Source organism: Streptomyces sp. TP-A0356 (assembly GCF_001417775.1).
GTDB lineage: Bacteria > Actinomycetota > Actinomycetes > Streptomycetales > Streptomycetaceae > Streptomyces.
Genome location: NZ_BBZJ01000012.1, coordinates 268,320 through 281,298, shown reverse-complemented (window position 1 = coordinate 281,298; position 12,979 = coordinate 268,320). Strand labels below are relative to the sequence as shown.

The following is a 12,979-nucleotide window of genomic DNA, read 5'->3' as shown; positions in this document are numbered from 1 at the left end:
GGACGGGCATGACAGGACGTGGTGTGGGGCGCCGGATCGGGGCGGTCTCGGCGGTCGTGGCGCTGGCCGTGGGCGGCACGGTGACCGCCGCGCAGACCGCCTCCGCGGCTCCCGCCGAGACCACCGCGAGCGTGGCGGCGGCGCAGACCTCCGGTGTCGACTACGCCACCTGGCAGGCGGATGTGAAGGCGGTCATCGACCAGGCGGTGCCGTACGTCAGGCAGCGCACCGAGAACGCCGCCGGGCAGAAGCAGGCGATCGTCTTCGACATCGACAACACCACGCTGGAGACGTACTTCCACCCCTGGTACCAGCTGCCCACCCCGGCGGTGCAGCCCTCCCTGGAGCTGGCCGAGTACGCGAAGTCCCGTGGGGTCGCCGTCTTCTTCGTCACCGCGCGCCCCGGCATCATCGAGGAAGTGACGGAGTGGAACCTCAAGGCCGTGGGCTACCCGGTCGACGGCCTGTACGTGCGTGACCTGCCGGATCTGTTCGGCCAGGTCAGCGCGTACAAGACCGGCAAGCGCGCGGAGATCGAGGCGGGGGGCTACACGATCATCGCGAACGTCGGCAACAACGACTCGGACCTGCTGGGCGGTCACGCCGAGCGCACCTTCAAGCTGCCGGACTACAACGGCCAGTTGTCCTGACGGCCCCTTCCGGGCATCGGGGCGCCGGTACGGTCGTTAGGCCCGTACCGGCGCCCCGCGCACGATTGGCCGCCCGGACTGCCGCGCGGCGTCCCGCTCGCGCTGCCCGCGATGAGCGCCGTCAGCCACGCCGGTGCGTGCAACCCACGCCGTCACGGCCTGGGGCGACGGCCGCTGCGTCGCGGCGCCGGCTGTGCGCCGTTCAGCAGGGCACGGCGGCGTTCCTCGCCGTGCTCCTCCACCTGGAGTACGACGCGCCGCAGCCCCTCGGCGAGGTCGCGGCACTCGGCGTCGCTCAACTGCCCCGTCACGAAGGCCTCTTCCTCGTTGAACGCCGGAAACACTCGCTGCATCAGCTCCTCACCCTTGTCGGTGAGGCCGAGCAGGACCAGTCTGCCGTCGGAGGGGTGGTCGGCGCGCCGCACCAGCCCCCGGGACTCCAGCGTGCGCGCCACCCCCGTGAGCGTCCCCTTGGAGATCCCTGCCTCCTCGGCCACGTGCCGGGTCTCCGACTCGCCCCACACCCACACCACCCACAGGACGACGAACGCCGTCCAGGTGAGGTCCGACTCCCGCAGCACGGAGTTCTCCAGGTGCTGGCGCACCGCCGACGCGGCCCGGTAGATGTTGGCCACGGCTGCCATTTGGTCCCGGCGGACCGGAATGCCACCGAGCTTCGCCGCGGCGAGTCTCTCGGCTTCGGTGATGGATCGCTGGCCGGGCACGGGCGCTCCTTCGGTCTGCTCGCCGGAACCGGACGGCTCGTCCGGCCGCTCGGTCGTTCGGTCGTTCGGTCGTTCGGCCTCAAATTGTACGGAGATCGCTCCGATCCGCGCGGGATGCGGCGTCGATCAGTGGTGATGACCCTCGTGCGCCGCGGCGGGCTCGTGTTCGGAGTGATCGGGCGATCCGCCCATCATGCGCAGCATGGCGAGGCCGCCGGTGCGCAGGAAACGGACGACCAGGGCGGCGGCCGCCATCAGGAACGCGATGTTGAGCCAGGTCGTGTAGTTCCAGGTGACGCCCTCCTCGGGGATCCGGGCGGCGGCCTGGCCGGGGATCAGGCCCAGCCCGCCGAAGAGGAACTCGACCACGTACCCGGCGACCACGATCGCCGCGTAGAAGGTGACGAGCAGGAACGCGGCCATGCGTGTGCCGTAGTACTTCCGGTAGATGTTCAGGATCGGCAGGATCAGCAGGTCCGCGTAGATGAAGGCGATCACTCCGCCGAAGCTGATGCCGCCCTTCCACAGCACCACAGCCAGCGGCACGTTCCCGATCGAGCAGACGAAGGTCGCGATCGCCACGACCGGTCCGACCAGCGGCCCGATCAGCTTGGCCGCGAGCGGATGGCCCCACAGGAAGAAGGTGCGCCAGAAGTCGTCCGGCACCCAGGCGGCGATCGCGCCCGCGATCAGCAGACCGGCCACCAGGTCGCGCAGGATCGCCGCCCACTCCATGACGAAGATGTGCGACACGGCGGTCAGGCCGTCCCGGGAGAACAGCCGACGGACGAAACGGCCCTCGCCCTGCACGGACATGTCCATCGCCGCGTGGCCCTCCATCGACCCGGCAAGACCCCGCTCGGCCTGCTCGCGGGCCTCGCGCAGCAGTCGCTCGCGCAGGAACACACGGAAGAGCACGGCGAGAACGATGATCATCATCGGCCCGCCGACGAACTCGGCGACGGTGAACTGCCAGCCCATCAACAGGGTCAGGATCACCCCCAGTTCGATCACCAGATTGGTCGAGGCGATCTCGAACGCCATTGCCGCCGTGAAGTCGGCGCCCTTGCGGAACAGGGAGCGCGCGAGGGCGACCGCCGCGTACGAGCACGAGGAGGATGCCGCGCCGAGGCCCGCGGCGAGGGCGAGCGTCCGTGGCCGGTCGTCACCCAGCAGCCGTACCACCGTCGACCGGCGCACCAACGCCTGCACCACGGCGGACAGGGTGAACCCGAGGATCAGCGCCCAGGTGATCTCCCAGGTCATCGACGCGGTGATGGACAGCGCGTGTCCGATCGCATGCCACATGCGGTGCTCTCTCCCTGTCGGTCCGGCGTCGACTATACCCCTAGGGGGTATGGGTCGCCAGGGCAAGCGCTCTTCGGCGAGCCCGCGTCGCGGCCGGTTCCCGCGGCGACCGTGGGTTCCCGGTGAACCGGTCGGCGGGCGTTTCCGTATCACTCCCCGGGGACGGCGGGAGACCTCGGGCACGGAAGGAGAGCAGTGTGTCGACACCGCCCGAACAGGTGCAGCCGGTGCGGCGCCCGGTGCTGGAACCCACGTACGTCGTGCGTCGCCGTCGCACGGAGGCGCTGGCCGAACTGGTGAGGGAGCTCCGCGAGCGCGAGAGCCGGCCGCCGGAGCCCGTCTACGAACCGATCGTCGTCCATGTGGCGCCGACGACCGCCGAGGACGCCACCGAGGAGCTGTCGCCCGTGCCGCCCGCCCGCGACCGCCGTGGCCCTGACGCCCAGAGGCGCCGCGAACGGCTCGTCGACGACGGCCTCACCCCGCGCCGCGCGGTCATCACGCTGGGCTTGACCGCCGCCGCCCTCATCGGATTCGGCGCCGCGCTGGTCCTGCCCGGCACCGGGGGCGAGGGTTCCTCGCACCGCTCGGCCGCCCCGCCGCCCTCCGCCGGCGCCCCCGCCCGGCAGCGGAGCGCCGACCCCGACGGACCCGGCACGCTGCGCGAGGGGGACAGCGGACCCCAGGTGACCGAGCTCCAGAGACGCCTGCTGCGCATCCCCGACGTCTACGCCCACGGCTCCACCGACGGCCGCTACGACGCCACGCTCGCCGCCGCCGTCGCCCGCTTCCAGCTCTGGTACGGCATCCGCGGCGACGAGACCGGCGTCTACGGCGACGACACCCGCCGCGACCTCGAGTCCCGCACCACGCTCTAGCGGGTGCGGGGGCGGACACGGGCATGCGTACGGCGGCCGCTCACCCTGAGCCGTACGGTTCCGTGTCCGCCCAGCGGTACGGGCGTGTCGCGTGCCCCCTCGCGCGACACGCCCGTCACCGTGCATCAGGGGCTACCGTTTCAGCAGCCGTACGGCCGGTCCCTCCGCGGTGTACACCGGCACCGCCCTGTACGCGTCCGACGCCACCGTGACCCGCCCGAACTGCCCGTGCAGCGACCGTGTCCCGATCACCGGGACCGTGGTCCCCGCCGTCGGCGGCCGGTCCTCGTCCAGTCGCAGCGTCAGCACGCTCTCACGGTCGAGCACCGCGCGGCCCCGGACCGTCAGCGCCGCCTGGTGCCCCGCCCGCAGCGTGACGTCCAGGGCCGCTCCGGCCGCATGCGTGCAGGAGCCGCGCACCCGGACGGTGCCGGTCGTACGCAGCGTCCCGCCCGACACCCGCACCTCACCGTGGCCCAGCGCGCTCCGCGAGGCGGCGACCAGGGTGCCGGCCTCGACGACCGTGCCACCCGCCGGTTGGCACCGGTCAGGGTCAGCGTCCCGGTGCCGTCCTTGGTCAGCCCACCGCAGCCCCCGATGTCGTTGCGCCAACTGTCCGCCGCGCCGAAGCCCCCGTCGGCCGCGTTCAGCGTGACGTGCACATCCGTGTCGAAAGAGCCGTAACCGTCCGCCGCGGCGAACAGATCCAGCCGCCCCCACTGCTCCAAGCCGTCCAGCAGGGTGAACGGGCCGGTGCCAGGGCTGGGACAGCACCGTGCTGCCCGCTACGACGACGTCAAACCGTGACCGCCCGGATTCCGGTGAAGCGTTGACGGGCCGAGTCCGCTTCTGCCAATGTCCGCACAAGCGCTTTCTGAGCACGGGAAGGGCTGACCCGACGTGCATCTCCCTCACCAGCGCGGCCCGTTGCACAACCTGGCGGACACCCCGGAGGCCTACGACGCCGTCCTGGCGGACATCACCGAGCAGGCCCTGGCGCGCCTCACCCGGGAAGGCAACCTCGAACACGCCGCCGCCTTGTACGACATAGGCGACACCTCGCTCGGTATCACCTCCCTGCTGGCCCTCGCCTGGCAGCGCGGCAAGGACCCACGGCTGCCCGAGGTGGTGCGCCGCAGCCTGGCCTTCCATCTGCGCGAGCGGGTGTACGTCGAGGACAACCCGGGCTATCCGAACCTGCGGGTCCGCAACTCCGCTCTTCCGTACGCGCGTTATGTGCTGGAAGCCGGTGCGCACCCCATCGGCGACTGGCCGAGCACGGTCTGGGCGCTGCTGCAGGCGGTCAACGTCCTCGACGCTGCGGACGGGCTCATCACCGGCGAACTCCGCGAGGAACTGTTCGAGTTGGCAGGCGGCTACTGGCGCTGGCTGACCGAGGCGACCTTCTTCAACCCGCAGGAGGCGGGCAACCAGGCGATCGGCTGCGTGGTCGGCGGCCTGATGCTGGCCCGCCATCTCCCGCCCGAGCAGGCGGAGCTGGTTCGCGCACGGGCGATGCGTCTGTACGCCGACGAGATCCGCGCCCACCGGGTACGGGACCGGGGCGCGCTGCTGCCGCCCGAGCACGGTGGCGCGTACGACAACAACTACGGCCCGATCTCCCTGTCCTTCCTCGCCCAGGCGCACCGGGTCAGCGGCGAGGAGGTCTTCGCCGAGGACGGGGACGTGCTCGCCCGTTACATCGACGCGCGCCTGACGAACGGCGGCTTCGACAACGGCGGTCCGCGCTACAGCGAACAACACTGCGGCTTCGAGGCCGTGGTGGGCCTGCGCTACTTCAGCCGGCGTATCGGCTCGGATCTGGGCCGTTACCGGGGAGACACCCGCTGGGCGCGGCACGCGGCCCAGCGGGACCGGGGCATCGACGGCCACTTCGCCTTCATGCTGGTCTGGCAGATCCAGGACGGCACGCGCTGGCACCGGGCGCCGTCGGCGACCCCGGTCCGTCACCAGCTGCGCGCGGGCACGGTGTCGGTGGCCTTCGACCACCGGATGACCCCGTCGCTGGTCGAGGCCGCAGGCACCTATTACCTGCCCGCCGCGGTCAACCGCCAGCACGGCTTCGGCCCGGTCACCGACGGCTTCCTGCTGTGCCGGCCCATGGGCGAGGTCCGGGTACGCGACCTCCGCGCACGCGCGCTCGCGGCGAAGCTGGTCACCAAGCCGGTCGTCGGTCGCGACCACCTGCTGCGGCACGTGCAGTCCCTGTACGTCACCGACGGCACGAGCCTGTGGGTCACGGTCGCCCTGGAACGGCTCGACGGCACGCCGTACCTGCTGGCCGGACTGCCGTACGCCGCGGACGACGGCGACCGGGTGCGCAGGACGGCCGAGGCCGCGGTGGCATCCGCCGGCACCCTGCGTCTTACACACCCGCAGGCACAGCGCACCGATCACTTCGACGCCCGCTCGGAGACCACCCAGGAACAGGCCGCCTTCTCCCTCGCCGCCGACCCGCGCGGCTACGGCAACCCGGACGAGGGCTGGCGCCACCTGGTCGCCTCCACGGCGCTGGAGGCGGATCCGGCGCCGGGCGCGCCGGAGGACCTGCACGTCTTCGCCGTGCGGTACGGCCCCCGTGGACCCTTCGCACCGGTCTTCGACCGCACCGGAGAGGGGCTGGTCGTACGCACGGAGGCGTTCACGGCCACGATCGGCTCCCCCGCGGGCGACGCGAACGGCGAGCCCGTGCTGACGCTGCAGGGGTGATCTGCGGGCAGCGGGCGGGGCGACAGGGCGAACTCAGCGGGAACCTGGCATCAGCTCAGGGGCGGGGTCAATGGCTCCGGCAGGGCCGTGCCCGGCACGAGCAGGTCGGCGCGCTCCCGTGTCGTCGCGACCAGGTCCGCGTTGCGCTGGTCCGTGCCCAGCACCCATGCCACCGCCGAGTCCTGGTCCTTGCCGAACTCCTCATGGCGGTCCACCAGGCGCCGGATGCGCTCCTGCTCGTCGAGCTCGCAGAACCACACCTCGTCCAGCTGCGCCCGCACGCGCGCCCACGCCCCCGACTCCAGCAGCAGGTAGTTGCCCTCCGTCACCACCAGCCCGGCCGTCGGCGGCACCGGGATCGCCCCCGCGAGAGGCTGTTCCAGTACCCGCTCGAAGCCCGGCGCGTACACGATCTCCTCGTGCTCCTCGTGCAGGCGCCGCAGCAGTGCCGCGTACCCGGCCGCGTCGAACGTGTCGGGCGCGCCCTTGCGGTCGCGGCGGCCCAGACGGTCCAGCTCGACATCGGCCAGGTGGAAGCCGTCCATGGGGACGTGCGCCACCCACGGCGGCCCGTCGCCGTTCAGCTCGCGGACCACGCGTTCGGCGAGGGTCGTCTTGCCCGCTCCCGGGCTGCCCGTGATGCCGAGGATCGCACGGTGGCCGGGACGCGCCAGGGACGCGGCGCGCTGGAGGAGGTCGTCGAAGGTCATGGTGAGTGTGTCGCTCGCTGCTGCCGGTGGTCGGGCGGTGGCCCTGTGCCGCGGGCCGGTCCTCGCCATTGGACCAGAGGCCCTGGCGGAGCGCGAGACCGGAGGGCGGATCCCGGGGTCGTCACCCACCGGCGCCGGTGTTCCCCCTCACAGTCGGCCGGGCGGCCCGCGTGTGGGACGCCGCGCGGGGAAGGCGCGAGAACAGGGCCGCCCGCACCGGGCGCGCCGTCCGAGAGCAAGGGAAAGGGGCCATGGCCTCGTACAGCGATACGCGACCGGAAGAGCACGGCGAGGACGCGGAACTGGAGCGGTTGCGCGCCGAGGTCCGGCAACTGCGGGCCCGGATGCGTGCCCATCCGCTGATCTCCCAGGCTCAGGGCATACTGCGGGAACGCTACGCGCTGCCGGACGCCGAGAGCGCTTTCGCCCTGCTCCAGCGCGCGTCCCAGCAGCACAACGTCAAACTGCGCACCCTGGCGGGCGCCCTGCTGGCCGCCCCGCGCCCGGAGGCTCGCGCACCTCTGTGGTTTCCGCGGCGGGTCCGCCAGGCCGAGCCCCCGCTGACCTTCGACCGGGAGGGCCGGGTCGGGCGCCGCGACCGGGGCGCCCTGCTGAGCGCCGTGCTCAGCCAGACCCTCACGGTCGTCGAGGCGGGCATGGGCGACGTCCAGACGGTCGACCGCGCGGCGGGCGGTCTGCGCATGGAGAAGCACATCGGACTCACTCCCGAGTTCATCGACTTCTTCGAGCACGTCGGGGAGGGCGGCACCGCGTGCGCGTTGGCCGCTCGCAATGTCGCCCAGGTCACCGTCCAGGACGTCGCGAAGGACCCGTTGTTCACCGAACCCGCGCGCGAGGCCATCCTGCGGGCCGGCAGCCGCGCCTGCCACAGCGTGCCGCTGACCACCGCGTCCGGCGTGTGCGTGGGCATGGTGTCGGCTCATCTGGAGCGCCCGCTCGACGGACTGACGACGGCCCAGACCAAGGCCCTGGACGTCCTCGGCGTCGAGGCGGGCGAGTGGCTCGCCTGGTACCACCGCACGGTCGTCGTGGATGCCCTCGAACACCTGCACGCACTGGGCCGCGGCCACACCGGCACACCGGTCAGACGGTCCTGACGCTCCCGCCTCGCCACGACCTCCACGGCCCCGCCCCGTCCCCGGAGGTGTGCCGGCAACCGAATGTGGCACTCGCCACCCTCTGTGCGGCGTTCTTCGGGGAAAGTGGCTCCTATGACGAAGCTCGGTCTTCCGGACGGCATCCAGGCCTGCCTCTTCGACCTCGACGGGGTCATCACCAAGACGGCCGTCGTGCACGCGGCCGCGTGGAAGCAGACCTTCGACGACTTCCTGCGGCAGCGGGACGGGGACGGCTACCGCCCCTTCGACGAGGTCTCCGACTACGACGAGTACGTCGACGGACGCCCCCGCGCCGACGGCGTACGGACCTTCCTCGGCTCCCGCGGCATCCAACTGCCCGAGGGCGACCCCGACGACCCGCCGGACCGGGGGACCGTCCACGGCCTCGGCAACCGCAAGAACGCCCTGCTCCTGGAGCTGATCCGGACCCGCGGCGTGGAGGCGTACGACGGCACGATCCGGTACGTCGAGGCCGCGCGCGCCGAGGGTCTGCGCACGGCCGTCGTGTCCTCCAGCGCCAACTGCCGGGACGTGCTCAAGTCGATCGGCGCGGAGCACCTCTTCGACGTCCGCATCGACGGAGTCGTCGCGGCGCAGCGCCATCTGCCCGGCAAACCGCGCCCCGACACCTTCCTCGCCGCCGCCCAGGACCTCGGCGTCGAGGCCAAGGCCGCCGCCGTGTTCGAGGACGCGCTGGCGGGCATGGACGCCGGGCGCTCGGGCCACTTCGGGTACGTCGTCGGCGTGGACCGGGTGGGACAGGCGGACGCGCTGCGCGCTCACGGCGCCGACATCGTCGTACGGGACCTGGCGGAGCTGGGGGAGCCGGGGGAGCGCCCGTGATCACGCACACGTCGTACGCCGTCGAGCCCTGGGTGCTGCGCGAGCGAGGGCTCCATCTGGATGTGCTGCCGCAGAGCGAGTCCGTGTTCGCGTTGTCCAACGGGCACGTCGGCTGGCGCGGCAACCTCGACGAGGGGGAGCCGCACGGACTGCCCGGCTCCTACCTCAACGGCGTCCACGAGCTGCATCCGCTGCCCTACGCGGAGGCGGGATACGGCTATCCGGAGTCCGGTCAGACCGTCATCAACGTCACCAACGGCAAGATCATCCGGCTGCTCGTGGACGATGAGCCCTTCGACCTGCGCTACGGCCGGCTGCGCTCCCACGAACGCGTCCTCGACCTGCGCACCGGACTGCTCACCCGGACCTGCGAATGGACCTCACCGGCCGGTACGACGGTCCGGGTGCGCTCCACCCGGCTGGTCTCCTTCACCCAGCGCGCCATCGCCGCGGTCGCCTACGAGGTCGAGGCCGTCGACGGCCCGGCGCGGATCGTCGTCCAGTCGGAGCTGGTCGCCAACGAGCAACTGCCGGGCCGCGACGGCGATCCGCGTACCGCCATCGTCCTGGAGTCACCGCTGGAGGCGGAGGAGCACTTCGCGAAGAGTGGCCGGCTGCGGCTGGTGCACCGCACCCGCAGGAGCGGCCTCAGGGTCGGCGCCGCCGCCGACCACGTCGTCTCCGGTCCCGAGCCGACCACGACCGAGTCGGAGGCGACCGCCGACCTCGCCCGTCTCACCGTCGCCTCCGCGCTGGGCCAGGGAGAGCGGCTGCGCGTGGAGAAGTTCGTCTCCTACGGCTGGTCAGGCACGCGCTCGCTGCCCGCGATCAGCGACCAGGTGGACGCGGCGCTGGCCGCCGCCACCAGTGTGGGCTGGTCCGGACTGGCCGCCGAGCAGCGGAAGTTCCTCGACGAGTTCTGGGCCCGTTCGGACGTCGAGGTCGACGGTGACGAGCAGATCCAGCAGGCGGTCCGCTTCGCCCTCTTCCACGTCCTGCAGGCCGGGGCCCGCGCCGAACAGCGCGCCATCCCGGCCAAGGGACTGACGGGCTCCGGCTACGACGGCCACGCCTTCTGGGACACCGAGATGTTCGTGCTGCCCCTGCTCACCTACACCTCGCCCGACTCGGTTGCCGAGGCGCTGCGGTGGCGGCAGAACACGCTGCCCGCGGCGCGGGAACGGGCCGTGCAGCTCGGGCTGCGCGGCGCCGCGTTCCCCTGGCGGACCATCGAGGGCTCGGAGGGTTCGGCGTACTGGCCGGCCGGCACCGCCGCGTTCCATGTGAACGCCGACATCGCCGACGCCGTGGTCCGCTACACGGCCGCCACGGGCGACGACAGCTTCGAACGCGACACCGGGGTCGAGTTGCTGGTGGAGACGGCCCGGTTGTGGCGGTCGCTCGGCCACCACGACCACCACGGCACGTTCCACATCGACGGGGTGACGGGCCCGGACGAGTACAGCGCGGTCGCCGACGACAACACGTACACGAACCTGATGGCGCGTGCGAACCTGCTGGCCGCCGCCGACGCCGTGGAGCGCCATCCGCGCCGGGCCGAGGAGTTGGGCGTCGACGAGGAGGAGAGCGCGGCCTGGCGGGACGCGGCCGAGGCGATGTACGTGCCGTACAACCAGGAACTGGGCGTGCACGAACAGCACGCCGGATTCACCCGCTACCAGCGCTGGAACTTCGCCGCCACCCGCCCCGACCAGTATCCGCTGCTGCTGCACTTCCCGTACTTCGACCTGTACCGCAAGCAGGTGGTCAAGCAGGCGGACCTGGTGCTGGCGATGTACACCTGCAGTCCCTTCTTCGACGCGGAGCACAAGGCACGAAACTTCGCCTACTACGAGCCTCTGACCGTGCGCGACTCGTCCCTGTCCGCGTGCTGTCAGGCCGTCATGGCGGCCGAGACGGGCCATCTCGCGCTCGCGTACGACTATCTGCACGAGGCCGCGCTGATGGATCTGCAGGACCTGGAGCACAACACCCGCGACGGCCTGCACATCGCGTCCCTTGCGGGTACCTGGATGGCGCTCGTCGCGGGCTTCGGCGGCCTGCGCCACCACGGGGGGAGGATCGAGTTCGCGCCGCGGCTGCCGGAGAGGTTCGGGCGCCTCGCGTTCACGCTCGAACTGCTCGGCGGTCGGCTGCGCGTGGAGATCGGGCGCACTTCCGCCACGTACACCCTTGTGACCGGCAAGCCGCTGACGATCCATCACCACGGCGGGCCGGTAACGCTCGACCCGGACAAGCCGCACACCCGGGACATTCCACCGCTCAAGCCCCGCCCTGCCCCGGACCAGCCGCCGCACCGGCGTCCGAACCATCCGGCGGCCACGGAGGGCTGACTCCAGGAGCGATCCCGCGCGGTGCCGCTCACCGTGCCGGTCGGCACGGTGAGCAGCGGTGGCTTGCGCGACCTCCCGTCACCGGACGCCGGACCGACCCCCGGCCGCCCCTGACGACCATCGACATGAACCTCGCCGAGATCGGCAGGATCGCCGCGCTACGGCTGTTGGACGCCATCGACACCCGACCGGCCCCGGGAGTGCACACGGTGCCGTGCCGACTGGTGGTCCGCGAGTCCAGCTGAGCCGACCGCGCCCGGGGTCGGCGACGGGCCTGAGCCTCGCCTCCGGTGCGCGATGGCCCTCCCGACTCAAGGCGCCCGACCCTCACTCACCCCGCCGACCGCCCCCCCGCGATGGTGCGGCCGGGGCCCGGTCCCGGCCGCACCTGCGGGTCAGTCGCGGGTGATGGCCGGTGCGATGTCCTCGTGGCGTTCGGCCGGTGCCGCGCCGTGGCTCGCGGCCCTGGTCGCCTTCGTGCCGCAGAAGGCGGACTCCAGGGTCCGGGCCATGGTGCCGAGCACCGAGGCGTTGTTGGAGGTGTTGGCGAGCGCCGTGACGCTGCGCCTGCCGTCCTGCGAGGTGAACGAGTAGGTGTAGTACCCCTGCACGGTGCCCGTGTGACCCACCACCGAGATGCCGCACGACAGGTCACGCCGGCGCAGTCCGAGCCCGTAGCCCTGGGTGCTGTTGACCGGCGCCCACTGCTCCATCTGCGCCAACCGCGTGGCGGAGATGAGCCTTCCGCGCACCAGAGCCGAGAAGAACGTGTCCAGATCGCGGGTGCTGGAGATCATCGCGCCCGCGCTCTGCGCCCAGGACACGGTTTGCTCGGTCGAGTCGACCAGCGCCGAACCGGCCTGGTCCGGGGTCAGATAGCCATGGGCGTGCGATCCCGGGATCGCGGTGGCCGGGTGCACGTAGAAGGTGTCGCGCAACCCCAGCGGCTTGATGATCCGGTTCGTGTACTCGGTCCGCACCGAATGGCCCGTCAGCGTCTCGATGAGCATGCCCGCGATGACGAAGTTGGTGTTCGAGTACGCGTACGCCGCCCCCGGCGCGTTGGTGCGGGGCTTCTGCAGCGACAGGTTCACCAACTGCCGATAGGTGAAGACCTTGTTGCGCACCGCCTCGAAGCCGGGCACGGTCTGCGCGAACATGTCGTTGGTGTAGTCGTACAGACCGCTGCGGTGGCTCAGCACGTGCCGCACCGTGATGGCGTCGTCGGGCAGCAGCCCGGGCAGGTACGAGTTCACCGACGCGTCCAGGTCCAGCTTGCCCTCGTCGACGAGTTGCAGCAGGACGACGCTGGAGAAGCTCTTGGTGACGCTGCCGACCCGGAAGCGGTCCGCGGCGCTGATGGCCCGTCCGGTGGAGGTGTCGGCGACGCCCTCGGCCGCCGTGTACATCGTGCCGTTGTCGTCGATCCGCGCCATCGCGCCCGGAGCGCCCTGCGACAGGGCCGTGCGCAGCACGCCGTCGAGTCCGGCCATGTCGGGCGCCGGCAGTCGACCGGCCGTGGCCGTCGTGGTGGCGGCGCCGGGGACGGCGGCGTGTGCGGGCACCGCCAGGAGGGACAGCAGGGCCGCGCCGAGCGCCGTACCCTTGCCCACCGTTGCTGAGACCATCAAGCTCTTCTCTC

At 71.9% G+C, this 12,979-nt stretch carries 11 protein-coding genes and 1 pseudogene; 7 read left to right on the top strand and 5 right to left on the bottom strand.

Annotation, left to right across the window (positions count from 1 at the left end):
• Positions 1-8: 8 nt before the first annotated feature.
• Positions 9-650 (top strand): HAD family acid phosphatase, encoded by a 642-nt coding sequence (locus ASC56_RS01300; protein ID WP_055489235.1) that lies wholly within the window; start codon positions 9-11, stop codon positions 648-650.
• A 152-nt stretch (positions 651-802) separates the two neighbouring features.
• On the opposite strand, the gene ASC56_RS01295 is transcribed toward ASC56_RS01300, so the two are convergent.
• A complete protein-coding gene (locus tag ASC56_RS01295) occupies positions 803-1,375 on the bottom strand; it encodes a MarR family winged helix-turn-helix transcriptional regulator (RefSeq protein WP_055489234.1) in 573 nt (190 codons plus the stop codon).
• A 126-nt stretch (positions 1,376-1,501) separates the two neighbouring features.
• The gene (locus tag ASC56_RS01290) at positions 1,502-2,683 is read right to left on the bottom strand and encodes a permease (protein WP_055489233.1); all 1,182 of its coding nucleotides are present in this window, start codon (positions 2,681-2,683) and stop codon (positions 1,502-1,504) included.
• Positions 2,684-2,880: 197 nt separating this feature from the next.
• Between ASC56_RS01290 and ASC56_RS01285 the strand changes: the two genes are divergently transcribed.
• A complete protein-coding gene (locus ASC56_RS01285) occupies positions 2,881-3,561 on the top strand; it encodes a peptidoglycan-binding protein (protein WP_055489232.1) in 681 nt (226 codons plus the stop codon).
• 132 nt (positions 3,562-3,693) lie between these two features.
• On the opposite strand, the pseudogene ASC56_RS39370 reads toward ASC56_RS01285, so the two are convergent.
• Positions 3,694-4,307: pseudogene (locus ASC56_RS39370) on the bottom strand (autotransporter-associated beta strand repeat-containing protein); the annotation flags it as partial.
• A gap of 154 nt (positions 4,308-4,461) precedes the next feature.
• Between ASC56_RS39370 and ASC56_RS01275 the strand changes: the two are divergent.
• Positions 4,462-6,291 (top strand): hypothetical protein, encoded by a 1,830-nt coding sequence (locus ASC56_RS01275; protein ID WP_055489230.1) that lies wholly within the window; start codon positions 4,462-4,464, stop codon positions 6,289-6,291.
• 50 nt (positions 6,292-6,341) lie between these two features.
• Here the strand turns inward: ASC56_RS01275 and ASC56_RS01270 are convergent, their stop codons facing one another.
• Complete coding sequence (locus tag ASC56_RS01270; RefSeq protein ID WP_055489229.1) at positions 6,342-7,001, bottom strand: nucleoside/nucleotide kinase family protein; 660 nt, start codon at positions 6,999-7,001, stop codon at positions 6,342-6,344.
• 251 nt (positions 7,002-7,252) lie between these two features.
• Between ASC56_RS01270 and ASC56_RS01265 the strand changes: the two genes are divergently transcribed.
• From ASC56_RS01265 to ASC56_RS42725, 4 genes are all read left to right on the top strand, one after another.
• On the top strand, positions 7,253-8,119 hold the full coding sequence (locus tag ASC56_RS01265) for an ANTAR domain-containing protein (RefSeq protein WP_055489228.1): 867 nt from the start codon (positions 7,253-7,255) through the stop codon (positions 8,117-8,119).
• A gap of 114 nt (positions 8,120-8,233) precedes the next feature.
• A complete protein-coding gene (locus tag ASC56_RS01260) occupies positions 8,234-8,983 on the top strand; it encodes an HAD family phosphatase (protein ID WP_055489227.1) in 750 nt (249 codons plus the stop codon).
• The gene (locus ASC56_RS01255) at positions 8,980-11,337 is read left to right on the top strand and encodes a glycoside hydrolase family 65 protein (protein ID WP_055489226.1); all 2,358 of its coding nucleotides are present in this window, start codon (positions 8,980-8,982) and stop codon (positions 11,335-11,337) included. The genes ASC56_RS01260 and ASC56_RS01255 overlap by 4 nt, the downstream gene beginning before the upstream one ends.
• A complete protein-coding gene (locus ASC56_RS42725) occupies positions 11,334-11,582 on the top strand; it encodes a substrate-binding domain-containing protein (protein ID WP_267887603.1) in 249 nt (82 codons plus the stop codon). Before ASC56_RS01255 ends, ASC56_RS42725 begins: the two co-directional genes overlap by 4 nt.
• A gap of 150 nt (positions 11,583-11,732) precedes the next feature.
• On the opposite strand, the gene ASC56_RS01250 is transcribed toward ASC56_RS42725, so the two are convergent.
• On the bottom strand, positions 11,733-12,965 hold the full coding sequence (locus ASC56_RS01250; RefSeq protein ID WP_055489225.1) for a serine hydrolase: 1,233 nt from the start codon (positions 12,963-12,965) through the stop codon (positions 11,733-11,735).
• Positions 12,966-12,979 lie beyond the last annotated feature (14 nt).

What these genes read in the sequence shown, in the direction of transcription:
- ASC56_RS01265 (WP_055489228.1), top strand. Translation starts at nt 7,253, where the DNA reads ATGGCCTCGTACAGCGATACGCGACCGGAAGAGCACGGCGAGGACGCG.
- ASC56_RS01260 (WP_055489227.1), top strand. Translation starts at nt 8,234, where the DNA reads ATGACGAAGCTCGGTCTTCCGGACGGCATCCAGGCCTGCCTCTTCGAC.
- ASC56_RS01270 (WP_055489229.1), bottom strand. Translation starts at nt 7,001, where the DNA reads ATGACCTTCGACGACCTCCTCCAGCGCGCCGCGTCCCTGGCGCGTCCC.
- ASC56_RS01300 (WP_055489235.1), top strand. Translation starts at nt 9, where the DNA reads ATGACAGGACGTGGTGTGGGGCGCCGGATCGGGGCGGTCTCGGCGGTC.
- ASC56_RS01290 (WP_055489233.1), bottom strand. Translation starts at nt 2,683, where the DNA reads ATGTGGCATGCGATCGGACACGCGCTGTCCATCACCGCGTCGATGACC.
- ASC56_RS01250 (WP_055489225.1), bottom strand. Translation starts at nt 12,965, where the DNA reads ATGGTCTCAGCAACGGTGGGCAAGGGTACGGCGCTCGGCGCGGCCCTG.